The sequence below is a fragment of the Nocardia sp. NPDC003269 genome (assembly GCF_042888005.1).
Taxonomy (GTDB): domain Bacteria; phylum Actinomycetota; class Actinomycetes; order Mycobacteriales; family Mycobacteriaceae; genus Nocardia.
Window position 1 is genome coordinate 101,523 of record NZ_JBIAPA010000006.1, and the last position, 25,173, is coordinate 126,695.

General features: G+C 70.1%; 22 protein-coding genes. 11 read left to right on the top strand and 11 right to left on the bottom strand.

What is annotated here, in order from left to right; genetic code table 11:
- Positions 1-295: 295 nt before the first annotated feature.
- Positions 296-3,271 carry an excinuclease ABC subunit UvrA gene (uvrA, locus tag ACFYWJ_RS33045; RefSeq protein ID WP_355281597.1) on the bottom strand — a complete coding sequence of 992 codons (2,976 nt, stop codon included), beginning with the start codon at positions 3,269-3,271 and terminating at the stop codon, positions 296-298.
- Between the two features lie 309 nt (positions 3,272-3,580).
- Here uvrA and ACFYWJ_RS33050 point away from each other — a divergent pair, with 309 nt between their 5' ends.
- Positions 3,581-4,213 (top strand): response regulator transcription factor, encoded by a 633-nt coding sequence (locus tag ACFYWJ_RS33050; RefSeq protein ID WP_110040453.1) that lies wholly within the window; start codon positions 3,581-3,583, stop codon positions 4,211-4,213.
- Between the two features lie 23 nt (positions 4,214-4,236).
- Here ACFYWJ_RS33050 and ACFYWJ_RS33055 read toward each other — a convergent pair whose 3' ends face one another.
- Positions 4,237-5,016, bottom strand: coding sequence for a sigma 54 modulation/S30EA ribosomal C-terminal domain-containing protein (locus tag ACFYWJ_RS33055; protein ID WP_355281593.1), 780 nt, complete (start codon positions 5,014-5,016; stop codon positions 4,237-4,239).
- 141 nt (positions 5,017-5,157) lie between these two features.
- On the opposite strand from ACFYWJ_RS33055, the gene ACFYWJ_RS33060 reads away from it, so the two are divergent.
- Entirely contained in the window at positions 5,158-6,984 is a 1,827-nt protein-coding gene (locus ACFYWJ_RS33060) for a GAF domain-containing protein (RefSeq protein WP_355281590.1), read from the top strand.
- Between the two features lie 4 nt (positions 6,985-6,988).
- Here the strand turns inward: ACFYWJ_RS33060 and ACFYWJ_RS33065 are convergent, their stop codons facing one another.
- Entirely contained in the window at positions 6,989-8,134 is a 1,146-nt protein-coding gene (locus tag ACFYWJ_RS33065) for a beta-ketoacyl synthase N-terminal-like domain-containing protein (RefSeq protein ID WP_355281587.1), read from the bottom strand.
- Between the two features lie 132 nt (positions 8,135-8,266).
- Here ACFYWJ_RS33065 and ACFYWJ_RS33070 point away from each other — a divergent pair, with 132 nt between their 5' ends.
- Genes ACFYWJ_RS33070 through ACFYWJ_RS33080 form a run of 3 tightly spaced genes read left to right on the top strand, consistent with a single transcriptional unit; the run spans position 8,267 to position 12,233 of the window.
- Positions 8,267-9,604: a diguanylate cyclase domain-containing protein gene (locus ACFYWJ_RS33070; RefSeq protein WP_355281584.1), complete on the top strand. Its 1,338-nt coding sequence runs from the start codon at positions 8,267-8,269 to the stop codon at positions 9,602-9,604.
- Between the two features lie 13 nt (positions 9,605-9,617).
- Positions 9,618-9,929, top strand: coding sequence for an antibiotic biosynthesis monooxygenase (locus ACFYWJ_RS33075; RefSeq protein ID WP_355281581.1), 312 nt, complete (start codon positions 9,618-9,620; stop codon positions 9,927-9,929).
- Positions 9,930-9,971: 42 nt separating this feature from the next.
- Positions 9,972-12,233 carry a 3'-5' exonuclease gene (locus ACFYWJ_RS33080; protein WP_355281579.1) on the top strand — a complete coding sequence of 754 codons (2,262 nt, stop codon included), beginning with the start codon at positions 9,972-9,974 and terminating at the stop codon, positions 12,231-12,233.
- Between the two features lie 57 nt (positions 12,234-12,290).
- Here the strand turns inward: ACFYWJ_RS33080 and ACFYWJ_RS33085 are convergent, their stop codons facing one another.
- Positions 12,291-12,959, bottom strand: coding sequence for a TetR/AcrR family transcriptional regulator C-terminal domain-containing protein (locus tag ACFYWJ_RS33085; protein WP_355281576.1), 669 nt, complete (start codon positions 12,957-12,959; stop codon positions 12,291-12,293).
- 69 nt (positions 12,960-13,028) lie between these two features.
- Between ACFYWJ_RS33085 and ACFYWJ_RS33090 the strand changes: the two genes are divergently transcribed.
- Complete coding sequence (locus ACFYWJ_RS33090) at positions 13,029-14,462, top strand: MFS transporter (protein WP_355281573.1); 1,434 nt, start codon at positions 13,029-13,031, stop codon at positions 14,460-14,462.
- Positions 14,463-14,473: 11 nt separating this feature from the next.
- Positions 14,474-14,854 (top strand): cupin, encoded by a 381-nt coding sequence (locus ACFYWJ_RS33095; protein ID WP_355281570.1) that lies wholly within the window; start codon positions 14,474-14,476, stop codon positions 14,852-14,854.
- Positions 14,855-14,915: 61 nt separating this feature from the next.
- On the opposite strand, the gene ACFYWJ_RS33100 is transcribed toward ACFYWJ_RS33095, so the two are convergent.
- From ACFYWJ_RS33100 to ACFYWJ_RS33110, 3 genes are all read right to left on the bottom strand, one after another.
- The gene (locus ACFYWJ_RS33100) at positions 14,916-15,368 is read right to left on the bottom strand and encodes a universal stress protein (protein ID WP_355281567.1); all 453 of its coding nucleotides are present in this window, start codon (positions 15,366-15,368) and stop codon (positions 14,916-14,918) included.
- A 270-nt stretch (positions 15,369-15,638) separates the two neighbouring features.
- Positions 15,639-16,070, bottom strand: coding sequence for a hypothetical protein (locus tag ACFYWJ_RS33105; protein ID WP_355281564.1), 432 nt, complete (start codon positions 16,068-16,070; stop codon positions 15,639-15,641).
- Positions 16,071-16,196: 126 nt separating this feature from the next.
- Positions 16,197-17,033 (bottom strand): helix-turn-helix domain-containing protein, encoded by an 837-nt coding sequence (locus ACFYWJ_RS33110; protein ID WP_355281562.1) that lies wholly within the window; start codon positions 17,031-17,033, stop codon positions 16,197-16,199.
- A gap of 56 nt (positions 17,034-17,089) precedes the next feature.
- On the opposite strand from ACFYWJ_RS33110, the gene ACFYWJ_RS33115 reads away from it, so the two are divergent.
- Positions 17,090-17,557, top strand: a complete 468-nt coding sequence (locus ACFYWJ_RS33115; protein WP_355281559.1) for a VOC family protein — start codon at positions 17,090-17,092, stop codon at positions 17,555-17,557.
- 35 nt (positions 17,558-17,592) lie between these two features.
- On the opposite strand, the gene uvrB is transcribed toward ACFYWJ_RS33115, so the two are convergent.
- Positions 17,593-19,773: an excinuclease ABC subunit UvrB gene (gene uvrB / locus ACFYWJ_RS33120; RefSeq protein WP_355281557.1), complete on the bottom strand. Its 2,181-nt coding sequence runs from the start codon at positions 19,771-19,773 to the stop codon at positions 17,593-17,595.
- Positions 19,774-20,176: 403 nt separating this feature from the next.
- Here uvrB and ACFYWJ_RS33125 point away from each other — a divergent pair, with 403 nt between their 5' ends.
- Together ACFYWJ_RS33125 and ACFYWJ_RS33130 are read left to right on the top strand one after the other, a co-directional pair.
- A complete protein-coding gene (locus ACFYWJ_RS33125; RefSeq protein WP_355281554.1) occupies positions 20,177-20,797 on the top strand; it encodes a hypothetical protein in 621 nt (206 codons plus the stop codon).
- Between the two features lie 59 nt (positions 20,798-20,856).
- Positions 20,857-21,357 carry a DUF402 domain-containing protein gene (locus ACFYWJ_RS33130; RefSeq protein ID WP_387163739.1) on the top strand — a complete coding sequence of 167 codons (501 nt, stop codon included), beginning with the start codon at positions 20,857-20,859 and terminating at the stop codon, positions 21,355-21,357.
- 63 nt (positions 21,358-21,420) lie between these two features.
- On the opposite strand, the gene ACFYWJ_RS33135 is transcribed toward ACFYWJ_RS33130, so the two are convergent.
- Both ACFYWJ_RS33135 and coaE read right to left on the bottom strand, forming a co-directional pair.
- A complete protein-coding gene (locus ACFYWJ_RS33135) occupies positions 21,421-21,846 on the bottom strand; it encodes a hypothetical protein (RefSeq protein ID WP_355281550.1) in 426 nt (141 codons plus the stop codon).
- 119 nt (positions 21,847-21,965) lie between these two features.
- Positions 21,966-23,171 (bottom strand): dephospho-CoA kinase, encoded by a 1,206-nt coding sequence (gene coaE / locus ACFYWJ_RS33140; protein ID WP_355281547.1) that lies wholly within the window; start codon positions 23,169-23,171, stop codon positions 21,966-21,968.
- A gap of 158 nt (positions 23,172-23,329) precedes the next feature.
- On the opposite strand from coaE, the gene ACFYWJ_RS33145 reads away from it, so the two are divergent.
- The gene (locus tag ACFYWJ_RS33145; RefSeq protein ID WP_218716679.1) at positions 23,330-23,548 is read left to right on the top strand and encodes a hypothetical protein; all 219 of its coding nucleotides are present in this window, start codon (positions 23,330-23,332) and stop codon (positions 23,546-23,548) included.
- Between the two features lie 55 nt (positions 23,549-23,603).
- Here the strand turns inward: ACFYWJ_RS33145 and ACFYWJ_RS33150 are convergent, their stop codons facing one another.
- Positions 23,604-25,145 carry a phospholipase C gene (locus ACFYWJ_RS33150; protein WP_387163682.1) on the bottom strand — a complete coding sequence of 514 codons (1,542 nt, stop codon included), beginning with the start codon at positions 25,143-25,145 and terminating at the stop codon, positions 23,604-23,606.
- Positions 25,146-25,173 lie beyond the last annotated feature (28 nt).

Consider the following 25,173-nt stretch of genomic DNA (forward strand, 5'->3'; position numbering starts at 1 on the left):
GATTCCGCCCGACTCAGGCAGTCGGCTTGGTGGGCGTGTAGGCCAGCGAGGACCCGCCACTGAGGAAAGACAGAATCTGGCCGATGAGCGCCGTGGTGGCTTCATCCATGGGGACGTTCCTTTCGTACTGCACGACACCCGCGATCGCGCCGCCCACGGGCACGAGACACCACTGGATGCCGGTTCGACTGACCGTTACTGTCCGGTATTCCGGCAACGGTGAGGCGAATGCTACCCACAGGTGTTTCACTTTGTCGCGTTTTCGGAAAGTCCCCGCGCGCGAGGTTATCCGGACTCAGCGCAGCGCGGCCGCCTTTCGCGCCAGCCGCTTGGCCGCAGCCGTCTCAGCAGGCGCTTTCTTCGCGGCGGGAGCCGCCTTCGCGGCTGCCTTCTTCGCTGTCTTCTTCGCCGGTGCCGGTGCCGCCAGCACCTCCTTGAGGAACTGTCCGGTGTAGCTGCCCGACACCTGGGCCACGTCCTCCGGCGTGCCCGTCGCGACCACGGTGCCGCCACCGGAGCCGCCCTCTGGCCCCATGTCGACGACCCAGTCCGAGGTCTTGATGACATCGAGGTTGTGCTCGATGACGATCACCGTGTTGCCCTTGTCGACCAGCCCGTTGATCACCTTGAGCAGCTTGCGGATGTCCTCGAAGTGCAGGCCCGTGGTCGGCTCGTCGAGGATGTAGACGGTGCGCCCGGTCGAGCGCTTCTGCAGCTCGGCGGCCAGCTTCACGCGCTGGGCCTCGCCGCCGGACAGAGTCGGCGCGCTCTGGCCGAGCCGCACATACCCCAGACCGACCTCGACCAGCGTCTTGAGGTACCGGTGGATCGAGGTGACCGGCTCGAAGAACACCGCGGCCTCGTCGATCGGCATGTCCAGGACCTCGGCGATGGTCTTGCCCTTGTAGTGCACCTCGAGCGTCTCGCGGTTGTAGCGGGCGCCGTGGCACACCTCGCACGGGACGTAGACGTCGGGCAGGAAGTTCATCTCGATCTTGAGCGTGCCGTCACCGGAGCACGCCTCGCAGCGGCCGCCCTTGACGTTGAAGGAGAACCGGCCCGGCTGGTACCCGCGGACCTTGGCCTCGGTGGTCGAGGCGAACAGGGTGCGGATCTTGTCGAAGACGCCGGTGTAGGTGGCCGGGTTCGAGCGCGGCGTGCGCCCGATCGGCGACTGGTCGACCTGCACCAGCTTGTCCAGGTGGTCCAGGCCGTTGATCCTGGTGTGCCTGCCGGGCACCTGGCGCGCGCCGTTGAGCTTGTTCGCCAGCACCGTCGCCAGGATGTCGTTGACCAGGGTCGACTTGCCCGAACCGGAGACGCCGGTGACCGCGGTGAGCACGCCGAGCGGGAACGCGACGTCGATGCCGGTCAGATTGTGTTCGGTGGCGCCGACCACGGTCAGCCTGCGCTTCTTGTCGATCGGTCGGCGCACCATCGGCACCTCGATCTGCTCCCGGCCGGAAAGGTAAGCGCCGGTGAGTGATTCGGGTTCGGCGAGCAGTTCGGTGTAGGGGCCGCTGTGCACCACCCGGCCACCGTGCTCGCCGGCCAGCGGGCCGATGTCGACGACCCAGTCCGAGGCGCGGATGGTGTCCTCGTCGTGCTCGACCACGATCAGGGTGTTGCCCAGGTTCTTCAGGCGCAGCAGTGTCTCGATGAGCCTGCGGTTGTCGCGCTGGTGCAGGCCGATCGACGGCTCGTCGAGCACGTAGAGCACGCCGACCAGGCCGGACCCGATCTGGGTGGCCAGCCGGATACGCTGCGCCTCACCGCCGGACAGGGTCGCGGCCGCGCGCGAGAGCGTGAGGTACTCCAGGCCGACGTCGAGCAGGAAGCCGAGGCGCGCCTGGATCTCCTTGAGCACCTGACCGGCGATCGCGGCCTCGCGCTCCCCCAGCGTCAGCGAGTTCAGGAAGTGCGCGCACTCGCCGATCGACAGGTCGCTGACGTCGGCGATCGACTTGTCGGCGCCGTCGGCGGCCAGCGTGACGGCCAGGATCTCCGGGCGCAGGCGGGCGCCGTGGCACACCGGGCACGGCACGTCGCGCATGTAGCCGTCGTAGTGCTCCTTCATCTGCTCGGACTCGGTGTTGTCCATGCGCCGGTGCAGGAACGGCATCACGCCTTCGAAATCGGCGTAGTAGGAGCGCTTGCGGCCGTACCGGTTGACGTAGGAGACGTGCACCTGGTCGGAACTGCCCTCGAGCACCGCCTTGCGGGCCTTGGCCGGCAGGTCCTGCCACGGGGTGTCCATCGAGAAACCGATCGACTCGGCCAGGCCCGACAGCAGCCGGTTGAAGTACTCGGCGGTCTGCCCGCGCGACCACGGCGCGATGGCACCGGCGGCCAGGCTCAGCTCCGGATCGGGCACCACCAGTTCCGGGTCGACCTCCTTGCGGATGCCGAGACCGGTGCAGTCGGGGCAGGCGCCGTAGGGCGAGTTGAACGAGAACGAGCGCGGCTCGAGATCCTCGATGTCGAGCGCGTGGCCGTTCGGGCAGGCCAGGCGCTCGGAGAAGCGGCGTTCCCGGTCGTGGGCGTGTTCGTCGCGGTCGACGAAGTCGAGCACCACGATGCCGTCGGCCAGCCGCAGCGCCGTCTCGATCGAGTCGGTGAGCCGCTGCTTGGACGCGGACTTCACCGCGAGCCGGTCGATGACGACCTCGACGTCGTGCTTCTCCTGCTTCTTCAGCTTCGGCGGATCGGTGAGCGGATACACCACGCCGTCGACCCGCACGCGTGAGTAGCCCTGGGTCTTGAGCTGGTCGAACAGGTCGACGAACTCGCCCTTGCGGGTCCGCACCACCGGCGCGAGGACCTGGAACTTGAGCCCCTCCTCCATCGCCAGCACCTGGTCGACGATCTGCTGCGGCGTCTGCTTGGCGATCAGCTCGCCGCACACCGGGCAGTGCGGCGTGCCCGCGCGCGCGTAGAGCAGGCGCAGGTAGTCGTAGACCTCGGTGATGGTGCCGACCGTGGACCGCGGGTTGCGGTTGGTCGACTTCTGGTCGATCGACACCGCGGGCGAGAGGCCCTCGATGAAGTCGACATCGGGCTTGTCCATCTGCCCGAGGAACTGGCGCGCGTAGGCCGACAGCGACTCGACGTAGCGGCGCTGCCCCTCGGCGAAGATCGTGTCGAACGCCAGGCTCGACTTCCCGGAACCGGACAGACCGGTGAACACGATCAGGCTGTCACGAGGCAGATCGAGGTCGACACCTTTCAGGTTGTGTTCCCGAGCTCCGCGCACAGTGAGGCGTTCCGCCACCTGGTGAATCCCTTCTCCATCGTCATCCGCCGACCGGACATGAACCCCCGCTCGCCATGCTAGGCCGCCCCACCGACAGAAATGCTGGAGCGCTGGCGCGCTCGAGTTCGCGGCCCCTCCTGTCCCGCTGGTCGGGCACCGTGGCCTGCGCCGTCGTCGCCTGCGCGACGGCACCTGGCCGACGGGCGGCCCGCCCCGCCTCGGGGTCGGGGCGGGGTGGTCGAGTTCCTGGTCTGCGCCCACGATTTCGGCATACGGATTATGTTTGACGGCAGGGGTGGGGGCGATCGACATGATGAAGGAGCCGGCGTGCTCGAGGTGTTCCTGGTCGACGACCACGAGATCGTGCGGCGCGGCCTGATCGATCTGCTCGAAGGTGATCCAGAACTCAGGGTGATCGGCCAGGCCGGTGGCGTGGCCGAGGCGATGGTGCGTATCCGCGAGGCCAGACCCGATGTGGCGGTCCTCGATGTCCGCCTGCCCGACGGCAACGGCATCGAGCTGTGCCGCAACCTGCTCGCCGAGTTCGAGGACCTGCGCTGCCTGATCCTCACGTCGTTCTCCGACGAGCACGCCATGCTCGACGCGATCCTGGCCGGTGCCAGCGGCTATGTGGTGAAGAACATCGACGGGATGAAGCTGGCCGACGCGATCAAGCAGGTCGGCGCGGGCCACTCGCTGCTCGACACCCGCGCGGCCGACGCCCTGCGCGCCCGGCTGCGTCGCAGCACCGAGCCCTCCGGCGCGCTGGCCGGGCTCACCGAACAGGAGCGCCGATTACTCGAGCTGCTCGGCGAGGGACTCACCAACCGGCAGATCGCCGCGCGGATGTTCCTGGCCGAGAAGACGGTGAAGAACTACGTCTCGCGCCTGCTGGCCAAGCTCGGCGTCGAACGCCGCACCCAGGCCGCGGTGCTGGCGACCAAGCTGCGCGAGCCGTAGCGATCAGGCGCGAGCCGTGCGCCTCAGGAGGGGACGACGATCGTCAGGTCGCCGTCGTAGCGGCGGTAGAGCAGGTTGCCGCGGCCGGTGTGGCTGTCGGTGAAGAACAGGTACGGCAGGCCGGCGGTGCACAGCACGTCGGAGGCCTCGTCCTCGGCGTAGACCGGCGCGGCGTCCTGGACGACGCTGACCGGCATGGCGCTGGCGGTCAGCGGCAGCTCGGCCGACTCCCCCGCCGCGGCCGTGTGGCGCTGCCTGGCCAGGCTGACACCGTGCGGATCGGCCCAGGTGACGATCGCGTCCTCGCCCGTCTGGGCATCGGTGAACAGGTAGGCGTCGTAGTCCATCGCGTCCAGCACGGTGCTGGCTTCCAGCGGCGTGCCGGTCATCAGCGCGCAGTCCTTGCGCCGGATGATCGGGCGGGTCTCGGTGATCTGGGCCAGCGGGCGGCGCGCCGGATCCGGCCACGCGCCACGCGCCTCCTTGCCCGCACGCCGGGCCAGCTGACGATCGAGCCGCTCGGCGGCGAAGGTGACGGCGAAGCCGCCGGGACCGGTGACCTGCACGCGGGTGAGCGTGTCGTTGGTCCGGATGTTGGCCTGCACCAGGGTCGGCTCGTCGGAGCCCTGCGGCGCGGTGACGCGCACGCGGGCCGGACTGTCGAGGTGATGCCTGCGCATGACGCGGGTGATGGCGCGGACCGCGCGGGTGACGTCCTGGGGTGGTACCTCGCCGCAGGTGGTCACCGCGAGCTCCGGGTCCGCGGCGGTCGTCCAGTGCTGGGTAGTCGACAACGAATTCATCTCTTGCCCCACTTCTCGATCCCTATTCCCGGTGCCCTATGCCACCATGGGGGCCCTTGTCGGTGAAGGGCCGAAAGTCCCCACCTTGCGGACTAGACTTTGCGTTCGACGGTTGGGGTGGCGCGGCGAACGGATACGGCGATGACGAATGACGGTCGGGGTGGCCGCTATTCGGTGGGCCGGACGGTCTCCCAGCAGCGCCTGCGCGCGCTGCTCGGCGAGGTGGCCGATCGCGTCGAAGTGATGATCGGTTCACGCGACCGGATGGACGGCCTGGTCGAGGCCATGCTGACCGTCACCGCGGGCCTGGATCTCGACGAGACCCTGCGCACCATCGTGCGCACCGCGATGAACCTGGTCGACGCCCGATACGGCGCGCTCGCGGTCCGCGGCCACGATCAGCAGGTCTCGCAGTTCATCGACGAGGGCATGCCGGACCAGATCCGCAACCGGATCGGGCGGTTGCCCGCGGGCCACGGCGTGCTCGGCGCGGTGTTCGCGCAGAAGGCGCCGCTGCGCCTGGACGATCTCACCGAGCATTCCTCCTCGATCGGCTTTCCGGCGGGACACCCGCCGATGCACACGTTTCTCGGTGTGCCGGTGCGCATTCGGGACGAGGTCTTCGGCAGTCTCTATCTGACCGAGAAGTCCGACGGCCAGCCGTTCACCGAGGAGGACGAGGTCCTGGTGCTGGCGCTGGCGGCCGCGGCGGGGATCGCGGTCGACAACGCGCGCCTCTACGAACAGGCGCGGACCCGCCAGGCCTGGATCGAGGCGACCCGCGACATCGCCACGGAGTTCCTCGCCGGCACGGAATCGGACCGGGTGCTCGCCCATGTCGTCGACCACGCCCGCGGGCTCACCGGATCGCATCAGGCGTTCCTGGCCTCGGTGCCGGTACCGGACGAATTGCCCGGCGAGATCTCGGAACTGGTGATCACCCAGTGGACCGGTCCCGACGCGGGCCAGGACTGGCAGACCGTCCCGATCGCGGGCACCGCCCTGGGGGACGCGTTCAGCAGGCGCACTCCGCTGCGCTTCGACGACGTCTCGACGGTGCCGCTCGGCGTCGAGTTCCCCGGTGCCGAATTGCCCGGCGCCGGACCGGCGCTCGTCCTGCCGCTGTGCACGCCCGATGCCACCCTCGGCGTGCTGGTGACGATCCGGCCGCCCGGTTTCGCCCCGTATTCGGACGAGATGCTGGAACTGACGGCGGCCTTCTGCGATCAGGCCGCGCTGGCGGTCCGGCTGGCCGACGCGCAACGGCGGATGCGCGAACTCGACATCGTCGCCGACCGCGACCGCATCGCCCGCGACCTGCACGACCACGTGATCCAGCGGCTGTTCGCCATCGGCCTGACCGTGCAGGCCACCCTGCCCAAAGCCGTGGTTCCCGAAGTGCGGCAACGACTCTCGACGGTGATCATGGACCTGCAGGAGGTCGTGCAGGAGATCAGGACCTCCATCTTCGACCTGCACGCCAGCGGCCCCGACCACAGCGCCGGACTCCAGCAGCGGCTCGAGGTGGCGATCCGGCGCCAGACCGCCGACATCGCGTTGCGGGCCACCATCCAGGTGTCGGGACCGCTGTCGGTGCTGGACCCGCAGCTGGCCGATCACGCCGAGGCGGTGGTGCGCGAGGCGGTGAGCAACGCGGTGCGCCACTCCGGCGCCGATACCGTCGCGATCGTCATCGACGTGGCCGACGACCTGACGATCACCGTCACCGACAACGGCTGGGGCATCCCCAACCACGTCATCCGCAGTGGGCTGCGCAATCTGGAGCAGCGCGCGCAGGAGGCGAGCGGGCACTTCGACATCGGGCCCGCGCAGCGCCCCGACGACGACGGCAACCACCCCGAGATGCCGGGCACCCAGCTGCGCTGGGCGGTCCCGCTGCCACAGGACTCGCCGACCACCGGCGGCTACGCGCTGGCCGGCGGCCCGGACGCGGGCGAGGGCGACTGACCGCTCAGGCTGGCCCGAGGACGACGGCGGCGTTGTTGCCGCCCATTCCCATCGACAGTTTCACCGTCGGACCGCCGGTCATCGGGGCCGGGCCGTCCAGCAGCCGCGGGTGCGCGGGCGCCACGATCGGTGCCGAGGCGGCGATGCCGCGGTCGTAGGACAGCGCGATGGTGGCGACCTCGACGGCCGCGGCCGCGCCCTGGCAGTGCCCGGTGAGCGGCTTGAGCGCGGTGATCGCGGGGCGGTCGGCGAACACGGTGGTCAGCACGTCGCGTTCGGCGGCGTCGCACTGGCCGGTGCCGGTGCCGTGGACGTTGACGTAGTCCACATCGGCCGCCGCGATCCCGGACACGGCCAGCGCGCGCTCGGTGCAGCCGATCAGCTGGGTGTGGTCGGGGTCGACGGAGACGACGTGGAACGCGTCGTTGGTCATCGCGCCGCCGAGGACCCGGGCGTACGGGCTGTCGACGGCGTCGGTGAGCAGCATCGCCACCGAAGCCTCGGCCATCGTGAAACCGAGCGAGCCCTCCTGCAACGGCCTGCACGCGGTGAACGGGTCGGCGGCACCGACCGCGGCGCCGAGCCGGACGAAGTGTTCGAGCATCTCCGGCGTCGCGGAGACGTCGGTGGCGACGCACAGCACGTCGTCGACCAGGCCGGCCTCGCGCCACATCTTCGCGGTGAGCAGGGCCGCGGACCCGGTGCTGCAGGCCGCCGAGACATTCATCGCGGGCCCGTGGAAGCCGAATTCCTGCATGATCACCGAGATGGGGGTCGACGGCAGCATCCGCAGATAGTCGCGGGATCGCCGGTGCCCGTGGTCGGTCAGGTAGAACTCACGCCAGTCCGCGACGTCACCCAGGGTGAACCCGTGCACGAGACCGACGGTCCGCCCGGCCGCGCGCCAGCCGCGCGCCCGCGCGTCGGCGACGGCTTCGGCGGCCGCCGCGTGCACGGCGCGCCCGAACAGGCCCGCACCGTGTGCGAGATCACCGCCGTCGGGGATCCGGCCGACCCAGGCGTGCTGGTCCCGTTCGGGGCCGTACCCGGGGTAGAGCCGGGCCGACGGCTTGCCGCCCAGGACCCCCTGCCACAGCGCTTCACGGCCCCAGCCGAAGGCGGAGACAACACCGATCCCCGCGATCGACATAGAATCGGGACGGTGGACCATGCCGCCAGGACGCATGTCCGGTTTCACATCGCTCCTCGCGGATCTGATCGAGGGTCACCACAATAGTCCTGTTCGCCGTCGCCAGACCAGGTCGAGATCGGGGGTATCGCAGTGGGAGAAACCAATACGGACTCGGCGAGCGCCGAACAGCTCGCCCAGCGGTACCGCTCGCTCGTCGAACACACGCCCGACGCGATCTGCGTGCACGAGGCGGGCACCGTCGTGTTCGCCAACCCCGCGATGGTCCGGCTGCTCGGCGCGGAAACCCCCGATGACCTGCTCGGACAGCCCATCACCCGGTTCGTCCACCCCGAGTCGATTCCCGCCATGCTGGACCGGATCGCCCAGCTGACCGCCGAGGGTGCCGCCTCCCCGCCGACCGAGATGGATCTGGTGCGCTTCGACGGCCGCACGGTGCCGGTGCAGACCGTGTCGGTTCTCACAGCGTGGCAAGACGCACTCGCCTACCAGGTGGTCGTGCACGACCTGACCGCGCAGCGGGCCGCGGAGGCCTCGGCGCGCCGGGCAGAGGCGCATTTCACGACGGTGGTCTCGCAGCTGGAGGAGGGCGTGCTCGTCGTCGATCCACGCGGCCGCGTCGAGTCGATCAATCCGGCGGGCAGGCGGATCCTCGGCATCGACGACGCCACGCCGGTGATCGGGCACGTCATCGACGAACTGCCGCTCGCCCTGATCGACCGCAACGGGCAGCCGATGTCCACGGCCCGGCATCCGATGGCGCACACCCTGGCGACCGGCGAGGCCGTCACCCAGTTCATCTTCGGCGTGGAGCGCACCGACGGGCAGCAGGTGTGGCTGTCGTGCAACTGCCGGCTGCTCAACCCCGACACCCCGCACTCCTCCGGCGTGTCCTCCTTCGCCGACATCACCGAGTTCCGGGCCAGCAGGCGCCAGCTCGAGTACCAGGCCACCCACGACGCGCTGACCGGGCTGGCCAACCGCTCGCTGATCCTGTCCCAGCTCGCGGCCGCGCTGGCCGACGAGGACGGCAGCCTCGTCACCACCGTGCTGTTCATCGACCTCGACGGCTTCAAGGCGATCAACGACACCCTCGGCCACGCGATCGGCGACACGGTGCTGCAGATCGTCGCCCAGCGCCTGCAGCGCGCGCTGCGCGCCGAGGACCTGGTCGGCAGGCTCGGCGGCGACGAGTTCCTGGTCCTGCTGTCCGGGCATCCGGACCGCGCCGATCTGCCCGGTCTGATCGAGCGGCTGCGGACCACGATGGGCGAGCCGATCATCGCCCGCGGGCACCGGCTGGAGGTGAGCGCCTCGATCGGCATCACCGAGCTCGGGCCGCACGAACACCGCACCCCCGAGGCGGTCCTGCACGACGCCGACCTGGCGATGTACCGCGACAAGCCGTCGGGTCATCGTGAGCTCGGTCTCGGTCAGAATCGTCGATCGAACAACACCCACGCGTCCTGACAGACTGGTCGGCGTGATCATCGAACAAGCGGTGCTGCCCGTTCGCCCCGGTCTCGCCGCGGAGTTCGAGGCCGCGTTCACCGAGGCCGCCCCGATCATCGAGTCGATGCCCGGGTTCGGCGGGCTGTCGCTGTCGCGGTGCGTCGAACGGCCCGACAGCTACCTGCTGCTGGTGCGCTGGGAGCGGCTGACCGACCACACCGAGGGTTTCCGCGGATCGCCGGAATACCAGCGCTGGCGGGCACTGTTGCACCACTTCTACGACCCGTTTCCCGTGGTCGAGCACTTCACGCCGATCGTCGGTGACGATCTGTTCGCCGAGTAGACTCGACAACTCTGTTCTCGCCGGTGACAAAGGAGTCCTGTTTTGCCCGACCGCCTCGCCGATGATCGCGCCGCGGAACAGCAGTACCTCTCGGTGCTCTACGACCGGCTCGACGGCATGCGCGACTACGCGCAGAACCGGCTGAAGACCGTGCTGCTGGAGACCGGCGGCACCCCCCAGGCGCGCAGTGAGCGCGAGTCGTTCACCCAGCTCTACAGCGAGGACCTGGCCAAATACGACGCCGCCGAGCACGGTCTGTGCTTCGGCCGGATCGACCTGGACGGCGACGAGCCCGAGGCCCGCTACATCGGCAGGCTCGGCATCCTCGACGAGGACAACGACTACGAGCCGCTGCTGCTGGACTGGCGCGCGCCGCTGGCCCGCCCGTTCTACCTGGCGACCACCGCCAACCCCGAGGACGTGGTCCGGCGCAGGCACATCCGCTCGCGCAACCGCGCGGTCACCGCCATCACCGACGAGTACCTGGACCTGCGCGCCGCCGAGCGCGACGGCGCGGTCGGCACCGACGACGGCGTCGGCGGCGAGAGCGCACTGCTGTCGGCGCTCAACGCCGCGCGCACCGGGCACATGAACGACATCGTCGAGACCATCCAGAGCGAGCAGGACGCGATCATCCGCTCCGAGCACAAGAGCGTGCTGGTGGTCCAGGGCGGGCCGGGCACCGGCAAGACCGCGGTCGCGCTGCACCGCGCCGCCTACCTGCTCTACACCTACCGCCAGCAGCTGGCCAAGAGCGGCGTGCTGATCATCGGCCCGAACGCCACCTTCCTCGACTACATCGGTCAGGTGCTGCCCTCGCTCGGTGAGACCGGCGTGCTGCTGTCCACCATCGGCGATCTGTATCCGGGGGTGAAGGCCGTGCGCGAGGACACGCTGCGCGCCGGCGAGATCAAGGGCTCCCTCGACATGCTCGAGGTGCTCAAGCAGGCGGTCCGCGACCGCCAGGAGGTGCCCGGCGAGCCGGTGCGGCTCACCTTCGACGGCTACCCGGTGACGCTGGATCGCAAGATCGCGACCAAGGCCCGTGGCCGGGCCAGGTCCTCGCGCCGCCCGCACAACCTGGCCAGGCCGATCTTCGCGTCCTCGGTGATCGACGCGCTCACCGACCAGCTGGCCGCGACCATGGGCGCCGACCTGTCCGGCGGGACCAGCCTGCTCAGCTCGGCCGACCTCACCGAGATCGGCGACGAGATGCGGTCCGACCCGCAGGTCCAGGCCGCGATCAGCGCGCTGTGGCCGATCCTGTCCCCCCAGGAGGTGCTGGCCGACCTGCTGGCCGACCCGGCCCGGCTCGATCGCGCCGCCAAGACCCTCAGCGCCGAGGACCGGGCCGAGCTGGTCCGCACCGACGACGGCATGTTCGGCGCCGCCGACGCGCCGCTGCTCGACGAACTGGCCGAGCTGCTCGGCGTGGACGACACCGAGGAGCGCGAACGCGCCCGTCGCCGCTGGCGCGCCCAGCTGGCCGAGGCGCAGGACGCCCTCGACATCCTCACCGGCTCCGCACCCCAGGACATCGAGGACGAACTCGACCCCGAGATCCTCATGGCCTACGACCTCATCGACGCCTCCCAGCTGGCCCAGCGCCAGGAATTCGGCAACCGGCAGACCACCGCCGAACGCGCCGCGGGCGACCGCACCTGGACCTACGGGCACGTGATCGTCGACGAGGCGCAGGAGCTGTCGCAGATGGCCTGGCGCATGGTGATGCGGCGCATCCCGAACCGGTGGATCACGGTGGTCGGCGATGTCGCCCAGACCGGCGACCCGGCGGGCGCGTCGTCCTGGCAGCGGGTGCTGGAACCCTATGTGGCGCAACGCTGGAAGCTCACCGAGCTGACCGTCAACTACCGCACCCCCGCCGAGATCATGGCCGTCGCCGCCGACGTGCTGGCCGCCATCGACCCCGGGGTCCAGGTGCCGCGTTCGGTCCGCGAGACCGGCAATCCGCCCCGCGCGCACCGGGTTCGGCCCGCCGAGGTGGCAGGCGAACTGGCGCGTCTGCTCGAGGCCGAGCACGGTCCGGGCACCAGCGCGATCCTCGCGCCCGCCGCGCTCGTCCCCGAACTGTCCCCGCTGGCCGGGGAATCGGTGCAGGTCCTGACCGTGCACGACGCCAAGGGCCTCGAGTTCGACCGCGTGTACCTGGTGGAGCCCCAGGCGATCCTGGACGAATCACCGCGCGGCCTCAACGACCTCTACGTCGCCCTGACCCGTGCGACCCAGCGCCTGGCCGTCGTGCACACCGAGGACCTGCCCGAGGTGCTGTCCGCGCTCGGCTAGGCGGACCGCCCTTCGGCCTGCCGGGCGTCATCGGCGCCAGGCCGCCCCGGCGCATCTTCAGGCCCGGCCCGGGTCGGCCAGCAGGCCGGTGACCAGCGCGTCCAGGCCGGTCGCATACGTGCTCACGGCGTCGAATTCGGTCCAGCGGGAACCGACTTCGGCCAGCCGCGGCATCGCGTCGGGGTCCAGGTTCGCGAAGACCTCGGCGCGATAGGTGGTGCCCTGCGCGGCACGGCGAGCCGAGCGGCCGGTGACGATCAGATCGCCCGCGGTGTAGTGCCAGATGGCGCGGTACGCGGCCACCGCGCGCTCGATGCCCAGTCCCGCGGCGACGGCGGCGTCGATGATGGTCTCGGGCACCCACAGCGCCGAACGGCCGAACAGATCGCCGTTCACCAGCACCTCCACGATCCACGCGTGCGCCGCGAGCGCGTCGTGCATCGCGGTGGCGGCGACCAGGATTCGCTGCCGGGGATCGTCGGGCAGCGCGGGCCAGACGATGCCGTCGGCGTAGTCGTCGAGGAGCAGCCGCAGCAGGTCGTCCTTGTCGCGGACGTGGTGGTACAGGGCCATCGGGGTGCACTCCAGCGCACCGGCGAGCCTGCGCATGGTCAGTTTCTCGACGCCGTCGGCCTCGATCACCGCGTGCGCGGCGGCGACGATGTCGGCGCGGGACAGCCGCGCGGGCCTGCCGGTGCGCGCTGGCTGCGAGGACGGAGTCGGCATGGGTCCATCTTGACCCATCCGGCGGCGTGGGTATGGACACGGGGCCGCGGCTGCGGTTAGTTTTTATACATGTATAAAAACTCCTCGCCGCCGCATCCTCGCGCCGTGCTCACCGCCGTGGGTGTCGCGCAGTTCATGGTCGCCCTCGATATGGCCGTGGTGAACGTCGCGCTGCCCGCCATCGGGGACACGCTCGGCTTCGCGCCGCTGGATCTGGCCTGGGTGGTGCACATGTACGCGTTGACCTTCGGCGGATTCCTCCTGCTCGGCGGCACCGCGTGCGATCTGTACGGCCGACGCAGGTTGTTCACCGTCGGGCTGATCGCCTTCGGGATCGCCTCGTTGGCCGGCGGACTCGCACAGGCGCCGTGGCAGCTGGTGGCCGCGCGTGCCGCGCAGGGCATCGCCGCCGCCGCGGTGGCGCCGGCGGCCCTGGCGACCCTCACCACGGCGTTTCCCGAAGGACCCGCGCGAATCCGGGCGCTCGGCGTGTGGGGCGGGGTCAATGCGGCGGGCGGGGCACTGGGCGTGCTCGTCGGCGGCCTGCTCACCGAGTACGCCGACTGGCGCTGGGTGATGCTGATCAACCTGCCGATCGTCGCGATCGCACTGCTGGCCACGGCCGCCGGTGTGCCCGCCGACCGGCCGTCGAGCGGGGCAGGCCGGCTCGACCTCGCCGGCGCGGTGCTGGCGACCGGCGGCGTCGGCTTGCTGATCACCGGGATCGTCCGCACCGATCGGCACGGATGGATCTCCGCCGAAACCGGCGCGACGCTGGCGGTGGCCGCGACCCTGCTGCTCGGGTTCGCGATCGTGGAACGCCGAGCTCACCACCCGCTGTTGCGGCTCGGGCTGCTACGCAACCGCTGGGTGCTCGGCGGCAACCTGTTCGTCCTGTGCGCGGCCGCGGGTCAGTTCTCGGCGTTCTACCTGGTGTCGCTGTACATGCAGCGCGTCCTGGGCCTGAGCGCGGGCGCCACCGGCGCGGCCTTCGTCCCGTTCTCGCTGTGCGTCATCGCCGGCACGGTGGTCGCGACCCGGATCGGGACCCATCGATCCCCGCGCCCGCTCCTGATCGGCGGCGCGCTGCTGACCGCGACGGGGATCGGCTGGTTCGCGTCGATCAGTCCCGACGGCGGTTTCCTCGCCGATGTCCTCGGCCCCTCGATCATCGGCGGTTTCGGGCTCGGCCTGTGCCTGGCGCCGGTCGCCGCGGCCGCCGTCACCGCCGTCGCGCCGGGCGAGGCCGGGATGGCCTCCGGCGTGTTCAACAGCGCCCGCCAGCTCGGCGGCAGCGTCGGCGTCGCGGCGCTCGCGACCGTCGCCGCCACCCGGTCCGGCGCGGGCACCGATCCGGCGGCACTCACCAGCGGCTACGCCTTCGCGCTCGGGATCGGCGCCCTGCTGTTCGTCGTGGCGGCGGCGATCGCCGCGTTCGTTCTCCCCGGCTCCGCCCGCACGAAAACCCCTGTCCGCGAGGACCTTCCCGCGGCAGCACAGTGAAAGGAATCCCGATGTCCCCCATCGATCTGTTCGAGCGCGCCCTGCGGTTCCGGCCCGAGGGCACCGTCGAATCGGGCGAGCGCCGGATGGCCGCCGACGACGGCGGCTGGCAGCTGGCCGCCTTCCACGTCGAGTCCGACGCCGACGTCCATGCCGACCACTGGGAGATGCATCCCGCCGGTGACGAGGCGGTGTGCTGTCTGCGCGGCGCGCTGCGCCTGTATCTGCGCCCCGCGGAACCGGGCGCACCGGAGACCTTTGTCCGGCTGACGGCGGGCACCGCGTTCCTGGTGCCGCGGCACCACTGGCATCGCATCGAACTCGACGAGCCGTCCGACATCATGTCGATCGGATTGCGCGGCGGCACAAGGCAGGAGCCGGTCCAGCGCTGACGCCGGAAAACACTCGGGGGCGCTGCCGAAGCAGCGCCCCCGAGTGCGGGATCGAGCAGGACTAGCGAACGGTGTGCACGATCAGCACGTCCGAGCGCGACTTGCGCGCCACGTCCGAGGGCACCGAGCCGAGCAGGCGGCCGGCCAGGGTGTTCAGGCCCCGGTTACCGACGACCAGCAGATCGGCCTTGGTCTCGTTGACCAGGTCGAGCAGCGAATCGACCGGCTCGCCGACGATGGCGCGCTCGACGATGTTCTTCGCGCCGGCGGCCACCGCCTTCTCCCGGGCTACGTGCAGGATCTCGTTGGTCGGCGCCGAGCCACGCACCTGGTAGGCCTCGTCCTTGAGCACGTCGGCCGCGGCGGCGACGTCGCGATCGTCGGTCGGGAAGTAGGCACAGGCCAGCACGAGAGTCGCGTCCGCGTCGCCGGCGAGCGCTGCGGCCTTCTCCACGGCGACGTACGACGAATCCGAGCCATCAGTACCGACGACAATGGTCCGGTAGGCGGTCATCTCTCCTCCAACTTGGTCGGTGCCGAGCACCGATCAACCCGGGAATCGAGCGTCAGCGCGGCAATTGGGTCGACCCTAACGCCAAAACAGGCCGATTTATCGACAAATCGCAACAGATCACATCGGGAGTGTTGGCGCCGGTGGGCGCCGTGCCGGTGGCCTTCGCGACAGTGGCGAAGAGTCACCTGCGGCGATCAGACCGCGACTCGGGAAAACTGTGGCCTATCACAACACAATCAACGCGCCTGCGCGGCTGGGACTTTGCTCACATCAGCCGGAAAAGCTGGGCAGCCCGCAGGCGGCGCTTCCGGTACCGGTGGACGGCGCGACCGTCACCGTGACGGGGACGATCCACCGGGTGCTGATCCCGGCGACTTTCGCCGTCACTTCGTGCGTTCCGGCGGCGGCGGGTCGCCAGGTCGTGGTGGTGGCGCCGATGGCGGGCACCGCGACGGTGCCGATCACCGCGCCGTTGTCGTAGAAGGTCACGTCGGCGCCGGAGTCACTGCTGCTGTACCCGACGACACCGACCGCGGTGACCGTGTACGAGCAGCCGGCTGTGTGATCGGAGCCCGCGACCGCGACGTGCTGGGTCGAGTCGGCGTGCGCGAACGGCGCGATCAGCGCGGCCGTGGCCAGGGCCGTGGCGATGCCGGAGCCGGCCAGACCGAGCCGGGTGGTCCGGCGCAAAGTTGTTGTCACCGTTGATGTCCTCACTCTCCCGCGGCAGCGATCGCCGCGAATGCGGTGAGACTATCGATGGACAGCACCGTTCCCAGCCGAAACAACGATATTTCACATACCCGAATTCTGGGGTCTCGACACCTGTCAGCGCGGTGCGCTCGCCGCGCTCGCCTGCGCTTTACGCGCGTATTCCCACGGCGACATCCCGATCTCGGCGGTGAATTCCCTACTGAAATGTGCCTGATCGAAATAGCCGAGGTCGGCGGCCAGCGTCGCCAGATCCGGCTTGTCACCGCGCGCCAGCAGATCGGCGGCATCCTGCAACCGGAATCGGCACAGCACCCATTTCGGCCCGGCCCCGACATAGCGGCGGAACAACCGCTGCAACGTCCGGATCGGCACCGCGAAGCGTTCGGTCACCTGGTCGACCCGGGTGAGCACGGGATCGGCCGCCATCGCGGTGACGATGCGCGACACCAGCGCGTAGTGCGGATCGTCCGCGCGACCCCGCCCGGCGAAGAAATCCTCGACGATCGACACCCGCGCCGCGTCGGACGGCTCGGCCAGCACCCGGTCGGCCAGGCCGGCGGCGGCGGGCAGCACCTCGGCCAGCGGAGCCGAATCATCGCGCAGCGCACCGACATCCCCGCCGGTGAAGGCGCCGAACCCACCTGGCCGGAACCGGAGACCGAACGTCTCGCCCTCGCCGTCGAGCTCACGCACGTATTTCGTGGTACTCACCCCGTTGACGAATCCGCCGGTGCGCAAGCTGCTGCGCTCGAAGGTGACATTCACACACGGGAACGACAGCACCTCGGCGCGATAGGCCGGTTTTCCCCGCAGATCCCAGCGCACGACCCAGTACCGATCGGCGAACTCGGCCAGCGCTGGGCCGACCGCCAGCCGGTCCAGCGAGCGATGCCGGGCCTGCTCCCCCGGATGCAGAATGCCCTTCGTCTCGGCCGGATCGGGTGCCGTCATCGGATCTGTCGCTTTCTTACAAGATCGGCCGACGCCGCTCGACCAGGATCGAGGACATGACCAATCCCGTTGCGCCCATTCCGGAGGGCTACCACTCCATCACCTGTTTCCTGGCCGTACCGGACGCCAACGCGGCCATCGACTTCTACACCGAGGTGTTCGGCGCGAAGCTGCTCAGCCGGGCCGATCTGCCCGACGGGCAGGCCGCCCACGCCGAGCTGCTGATCGGCGATTCGACCCTGCAGCTCGGCATGCCCATCCCCGACAACAACGTGCGCGCACCGCTGGACTGGGTACACACCTCGATCGTGCACTACTGCCCCGACGTCGACGCCGTGGTCGCCCGCGCGGTCGCCCACGGTGCCCGCACCGCCGAGGAGCCGCAGACCTTCGTCAACGGCGAGCGCTTCGGTGTGGTCATCGACCCGTTCGGCCACCGCTGGGCGGTGCTCACCCGGGTCGAGGAGATGTCGCGTGAGGAAGCCGACCGCCGGATCGCCGCCTGGATGGCGGAATCCGCGTAGCGGCCCGCGCCGCGGGACCTGGCCGGGCGGCATGCTCAGCTCAGGCCCGCGGCGTCCATGCCGCGGAGTTCCTTCTTCAGATCGGCGATCTCGTCGCGCAGCCGCCCCGCCAGCTCGAACTGGAGCTCGCGGGCGGCGTTCATCATCTGGTCGGTGAGGGAGGCGACCAGATCCGCCAGCTCGGCGCGCGGCATGGACTTCACATCGCGTTCGGCGTAGATGCCCGCGCTCACCGCGCGGCCCGGCTCACCCTGGGCGCGCCTGCCGCGGCTGACATTGCGGCCCGAACCGCCGACGGCGACCTCGTCGTCGGCCTCCAGGTACACCTGATCCAGGATGTCGGCGATCTTCTTGCGCAGTGGCTGCGGATCGATGCCGTTGGCCGCGTTGTAGGCGACCTGCTTGGCGCGGCGGCGATCGGTCTCGTCGATCGCGTGCCGCATCGAATCGGTGATCTTGTCCGCGTACATGTGCACTTCGCCGGACACGTTGCGCGCCGCGCGGCCGATGGTCTGGATGAGGCTGGTGCTCGACCGCAGGAAGCCCTCCTTGTCGGCGTCGAGAATCGCCACCAGCGACACCTCGGGCAGGTCGAGACCCTCGCGCAGCAGGTTGATGCCGACCAGCACGTCGTACTCGCCCAGGCGCAGCTGCCGCAGCAGCTCCACCCGGCGCAGGGTGTCGATCTCGGAGTGCAGGTAGCGCACCCGCACGCCGAGACCGAGCAGGTAGTCGGTGAGATCCTCGGCCATCTTCTTGGTGAGGGTGGTGACCAGCACGCGTTCGTCGCGCTCGGTGCGCTGACGGATCTCGTGCACCAGATCGTCGATCTGGCCCTTGGTCGGCTTCACGACCACCTGCGGGTCGACGAGGCCGGTCGGGCGGATGACCTGCTCGACGACCTCGCCACCCACCTGCCCCAGCTCGTAGGGACCCGGTGTCGCCGACAGGTACACCGCCTGACCGATCCGGTCGGCGAACTCCTCCCAGGTGAGCGGGCGGTTGTCGACCGCGGACGGCAGCCGGAAACCGAACTCGACCAGGTTGCGCTTGCGCGACATGTCACCTTCGAACATGCCGCCGATCTGCGGCACCGTGACATGCGACTCGTCGATGACGAGCAGGAAGTCGTCGGGGAAGTAGTCCAGCAGGGTGGCGGGCGCCGACCCGGCCGGGCGGCCGTCGATGTGACGCGAGTAGTTCTCGATGCCCGAACAGAACCCGACCTGGCGGATCATCTCGAGGTCGTACTCGGTGCGCATGCGCAACCGCTGCGCCTCGAGCAGCTTGCCCTGCTTCTCCAATTCGGCCAGCCGCTCGGCCAATTCGGCCTCGATGTCGGCGACCGCGCGCTCCATCCGCTCCGGCCCGGCGACGTAGTGGGTGGCGGGGAAGATGCGCAGCGAGTCGACCTGGCGCACCACATCACCGGTGAGCGGGTGCAGGTAGTACAGCGCCTCGATCTCGTCACCGAAGAACTCGATGCGGACCGCCAGCTCCTCGTAGGACGGGATGATCTCGACGGTGTCGCCGCGCACCCGGAACGAGCCGCGGGTGAACGCCATGTCGTTGCGGGTGTACTGCACGTCGACGAGCAGGCGCAGCAGCGCGTCGCGGTCGATCTCGGTACCGACCTCGAGCTGCACCGAGCGGTCCAGGTAGGACTGCGGGGTACCGAGGCCGTAGATGCACGACACCGAGGCGACCACGACCACGTCGCGCCGCGAGAGCAGGCTCGAGGTCGCCGAGTGCCGCAGGCGCTCGACATCGTCGTTGATCGAGCTGTCCTTCTCGATGTAGGTGTCGGTCTGGGCGATGTACGCCTCGGGCTGGTAGTAGTCGTAGTAAGAGACGAAGTACTCGACCGCGTTGTGCGGCAACATCTCCCGCAGCTCGTTGGCCAGCTGCGCGGCGAGGGTCTTGTTGGGCGCCATCACCAGCGTGGGCCGCTGCAGCTTCTCGATCAGCCACGCGGTGGTCGCCGATTTACCGGTGCCGGTGGCACCGAGCAGGACGACGTCCTTCTCCCCCGCGGTGATCCGCCGCTCCAGCTCGGCGATGGCGGCGGGCTGGTCGCCGGCGGGCCGGTGCTCGCTGACCACCTCGAACTGCCCGCCCGCACGCTCGATGGTGCCGACGGGGCGGTGCTCGGAATGAGCCAGCGGGTGCCCCCGCTCCTCGTACCCTTCCGTCGGGATCTCGGTTGCGAATGCCATGTCCACCAGGTTAGGCCCGACCACCGACAAGTCGCGCGGACAGCCCGCTCACCGGCGCCGATCCGGCGACACACCCGCGCCACGCCGAGGCGGCGCCCGCCGCCCCGGTGTCGTTCGGATGAACTTCTGCTCATCGAGAAATCCGCTCACCTGCGCGAACGCCGCGCCACTCGGCGCACCGCAGCATCGTGGCGACCACACGCCCGCGACCACATCGCCTGGTCGGGCCGGTGCCCGCGATCGCCCGGCCACGGCCCGGCTACTTCGGAGCATACCGGCGTGATGTCCGAAAAGTCCCATGTCCCAAGGGTATTCACAGCGCTGTGGTCCAGCAGACAGGGTGCGCGACGCGCATCCGGGCGTACCCTGAGCTGATCATCGGCACGTGGTGAAGGACAAGGCCATGAGCGCACTGCTTCCTCTGCTCGTCGCGGCTCCGGCGGTCACCGGATTCGCGGGATACTTCGCACGGGAGATCCGCGGCCCGCAGCCGCCCCCGGTACCGACGCCCACCACGCCGCCGCCGGGTCGCCCCCGGATCGAGTTCTTCGACGTGGCCGAACTCACCAGCACCGACGCCAAGGGCTACATCCGGCCCGTCGACCGGTACGAGGTGCAGCCGTGGGGCGTGTACCTCGCCCGCACCGTCGAGCGGCCGCGTGGCCGCTACGAGGAGTCCTGGCTGCTGCCGGGACCCGCCGTGCGCGCCACCATCGAGCACGACCGCCCCGGCCACCACCGCAGCCACGACTACGTCCTCGACATCGTCGAATTCGTCCAGGTCGGCCCCAAGCGCTGGAAGGCCACCGACTATTTCCTCGATATCGCCGTGCGCCGCGGCCGGTCGGCCACCCTGCACGGCGCGAGCGAGCTGCTGGCCGCGCACGCCGCCGGCCACGTCGACACCGCGCAGGCCGATCGCGCCTTCGAACGGGCCGCGGCCGTCCTCGACGGCCTCGCCGCCAACGACCACGACGTCGAGCAGTGGCTGCGCTCGCGGGAGATCACCCTGACCTGGATGTGAGCGCGGCGGGCCGGTCACCGGTAGATTTTCCGGTCATGACGCAGGCATCCACCGTGCACGTGCACCCGCCCAAGATCGAATACTTCGATGTCGCGGCGCGGACGAACACCGATCCGAAGGGATTCGTCCGGCCGGTGGAGGTCTACCGGGAAGAACCGTGGGGCCTCTACATGGGCAGGCACTCCGACCATCCGAACTTCCACTACCTGGAGTCGTGGGTGCTGCCCGAGCTGTCGCTGCGGGCGACGAAGTTCCACCACAACCCGGGTGTGGAGCGCTGGCAGGACGTCTACGTCGACGTCGGGTCGTTCACCAGGGAATCGGCCACGCTGTGGAAGTCGGTCGACCACTACCTGGATCTGCTGGTGCGCACCGGCCGGGAGGTCGAACTGGTCGACATCGACGAACTGCTGGCCGCGCACGCCGACGGCCTGCTCGGCGCGGCGGACTGCCAGGCCACGATCGAGCACGCGACCGCGGCGATCGACGGGATGGCCGCGCACGGGCACTCGCTCGAGGCCTGGCTGGCCACCCGGGGCATGACGCTGACCTGGCGCTGAAACGACGACACCGCCCCAACCCTCGGTAGCGAGGTCGGGGCGGTGTCGTCGTTCGGAGCGGGATCAGCCGGCCGACAGGCTCGGGAACAGATCCGCCAGGCCGCCGCCGCAGCCCGCGCTGCCGGTCGCGGGCGCCTCGGCCACGGTGACCGTGATCGAGTCGCTGATCAGCAGCTGACGCGCCTCGAGCTTGTGCTGACCCGCCGTGGTGGGCTTCCAGGTGGTGCTCACCGTGCCCGAGAGCAGCGACGGCGACACCGTGGCGATGTCGACACCGTTGTCGGTGAACTTCACCGAGGTCAGCCGGTCGACCTCGACGCTGGCGGTCAGCTTGTAGCTGCAGCCGACCTTGTGGTCGCTGCCCGCCACGGTGACGTTGCCGACCCAGGCGGATGCCTGCGGGGCGGCCAGCACGATGCTGGCGGCGACGGCGCCGAAAGCGGTGACGCCGAAGCCCGCACGGCCGAACTGACGGTGATGTGTTGTCATACGCGCTACAACTTCCCTGTGAACCGAGTCACCGGCTGGTGACTCGGCACAATGTACCCAGCGCGCGACCCCCCTCGGCCGCTTTTTGAAACATTGATGTTTAACAGATTGGTCTCGGGTCAGACGCGCGCGCGAGCCCAGTCGGTGACCACCGGATACACCGCGTCGAACCACGGTTCCTTCACCGCGTAGTACGCCTGGGCCGCCGCCTCCCCGGCCTTGCCCGCCGCCGCCTGCTCGGCCTCGCGCTTGATTACCAGGTACGCCGCGCGCGCGTCCTCCTCGGCACGCAGCCAGTCCCGCAGCTCGAGCGCGAACCGCTGGCCGGGCGAATCCTGCACGCGCAGATGGATATTCGCGGGGCGGGCGGGATCGGCGTTGCCGTGCAGGCGCTTGCCCCAGCGGGCCAGGTCGGTGCCGTCGGGATCACCGGGGGTCGGCTTCGGGTTGTCGTGGGTGACTCCGGGCGCGGGCGGGAACCCGGCCCCGGCGAGCGCGTCGGCCAGCGCCTCGGCGGTGGCCAGGTCGGCCACCGTCACCTGGATGTCGATGACGTCCTTCGCGGGCAGGCCGTGCACCGCGGTGGACCCGATGTGGTCGATCCGCACCGCCGACGCGCCACACGCCAGGTGCAGCCGCGCGATGATCCGGCGGGCCTGCGCGGCCCAGTCCGGATCGGCGGGCACCAGCCGATACGCGGCCTCGGCCCGGATGCCCTCGCGCTGATTGCGCTCGAACGGCACCAGCCGCTCGGTCCACAGCGCGCGCACCTGAGCCTCGACGATCTCCGGGGCGCCGTTGTTGTCGAGCCACACGTCGGCGACCGCGTGCCGCTGCTCGTCGGTGGCCTGGGCGGCGATCCTGGTGCGTGCGTCGGCCTCGGCCACCCCACGCTGCTCGACCAGCCTGCGCAGCCGGGTCTCGACCTCGGCACCGACCACCAGGACCAGCTGCATGAGCGGGGCCAGCCCGTTCTCGACGAGCAGCGGAATGTCCTGCACGACGATCGCCTGCGCGGGCGCGGCACCGATCAGCTCCGCGGTCCGCGCGCCGACCAGCGGATGGGTGATCGCGTTGAGCTTGCCCCTCGACTCGTCGTCGGCGAAGGCGACCGCGGCCAGCGCGGGCCGGTCGAGGCTGCCGTCGGCGGCGAGGATGTCCGGCCCGAACGCCTCGACCAGCGCGGCCAGTCCCGGCGTGCCGGGCGCGACGACCTCGCGGGCGATCGCGTCGGAGTCGATCAGCACCGCCCCGCACTCGACCAGGGTCCGCGCCACTGTGGATTTACCCGCTCCCATGCCTCCGGTGAGGCCGATCCGCAACATGGGGCCCAGTCTCGCAGACGCCGCGCCGCCCGGTCCGCGCCATCGGATTCTTTCCGACACGCCCATGCGCCGACCGGCGCAAATCCGGGGTCGGGCGAGTCGCGTGGATTAATGTTCGCGCTGGCGAGAATGCCGACAGCAGCTACCGAAGGATGAGCATGGGCACCACAGACCACCGGACGGCTCGCCACCGCCTGGGAATGCCCGGCGGTGTGCATTGCATCGAACACCCCGCTGTCGCGGCGACTCTCGCCGAATACCGCCGATCGTGGTTCACCGCCCTGATCTCCCCCGCCCGGCACAGCTTCGCCGCGATGCGCAAACGTCCCAGCATGGCCGCCGCCGCGGGCTACTGGGTCCCCGCCGCCGCGAGCTGACTTCCCGCGACAGCGCGCGACGGGCCCGGCGACGAATCGCCGGGCCCGCGCCGTGTCACACCCCGACCGGACCGCTCGGCGCGCGCCTGCCGCCCGGCTGCTGCGTCGGCATCGCGTTCGGCGGCACCGGGTAGGGCGCGCCCTGACCGAGGGTGCCCGCCGCGATGTTCGGCCCGCACTGCGCGACCGCCGCGTCCGCCTTGGGCCGCGGGTCGGGCAGCACCGGCCTGGCGGCGTTCGGCGCGGCCGCGAAATCGAAGGTCGAGGTCATGTCCCCGGTGACGCCGCGCCGCCACGCGGTCAGGTTCGGCACGTCGACCCCGAACCGGGTTTCCAGCAGCCGCAGCTGCGAGGTGTGGTCGAAGGTCTGCGAGGCGACCAGCCCGCCGCGGCTGTAGGGCGAGACGACCAGGCACGGCACCCGGTAGCCGAGACCGATCGGCCCGGCGATCCCGCCCGCGGCGGGCACCCGGTCCAGCGGCACGGTCAGGAACTCCCCCGCCGTGCCCGGCGGTGGGGTCGGCGGAACGACATGGTCGAAGAAGCCGCCGTTCTCGTCGTAGCTGATGATCAGCGCGGTCTTCTCCCACACCGCCGGGTTCGAGGTGAGGATGTCGAGCAGCTGCACGATCCCGACCGCGCCGAAGGCGGCGGGCAGGGCCGGATGCTCGCAGTGCAGCACCGACGGCACCACCCAGGACACGGCGGGCAGGGTGTCGTTCGCGACGTCGGCCTGGAAGTCGTTGGGGTACACCGGCGCGATGCCGCGCCGGGCCAGCTCGGAGTTCGGGTCGGCGGCCTGGGTGAAGCAGCCCATCATGCCGTCGAGGATCATCGAGGACGCCGGACCGACATCGCGGTTGCTGTAGATCTTCCAGCTCACGCCCGCCTCGGACAGGTTCTCCGGGTAGGTGCGCCAGCTGTAGACGTTCTTCGGGATCAGCAACGGCGTCTCCACCAGCGGACCACCGGCCAGCCCGTCGGGATCGATGGTGGCGCTGACCCAGTACAGCCGGTTGGGATCGGTCGGGCCGAGCACCGAGCAGTGATAGTTGTCGCAGAGCGTGAACGCCTGCGCGAGCTCGGTGTGGATCGGAATGTCTTCCGGCAGGTAGTAACCCATCGCCGCGGGCGCGTTGGCCGGCCCGACCGAGGCGACCGACATCGGCATCCAGCCGTCGTTGCGCCCGTCGTTGAAGGCCTTGTGCATGCCCGGCCAGGTGTGGTCGGGGTCGTTGATGCATTCACCGTCCAGGGTGGCGCCGCGGGTGGTGTCGAGCCGGAACGGCTCGACGAAACCGTCTGCGGTGGGCCCGATTCCGGGCGACCAGCCGTACTGACGCCAGGCCGCCGATTCCTCACCGAAGCCGCGCACCCCCGACAGGGTGCCGAAATAGTGGTCGAAGGACCGGTTCTCCTGCATGAGCAGGACGAAATGCTCGATGTCGCCGAGCCCGCCCATTCCGGCCGGATCGGCGGCGAAGGCGCGGTCGATGATCGGATTCGCCCAGGTGGCAAGCGTTCCCACGGCGCCGGCGGCCATCGCTTTGGCGAGGAACTGACGCCGGTTGAGGCCGGCGAAGGAACCAGAACTCATGTCGATGGAGCACCTTTCCCGAAGGGGG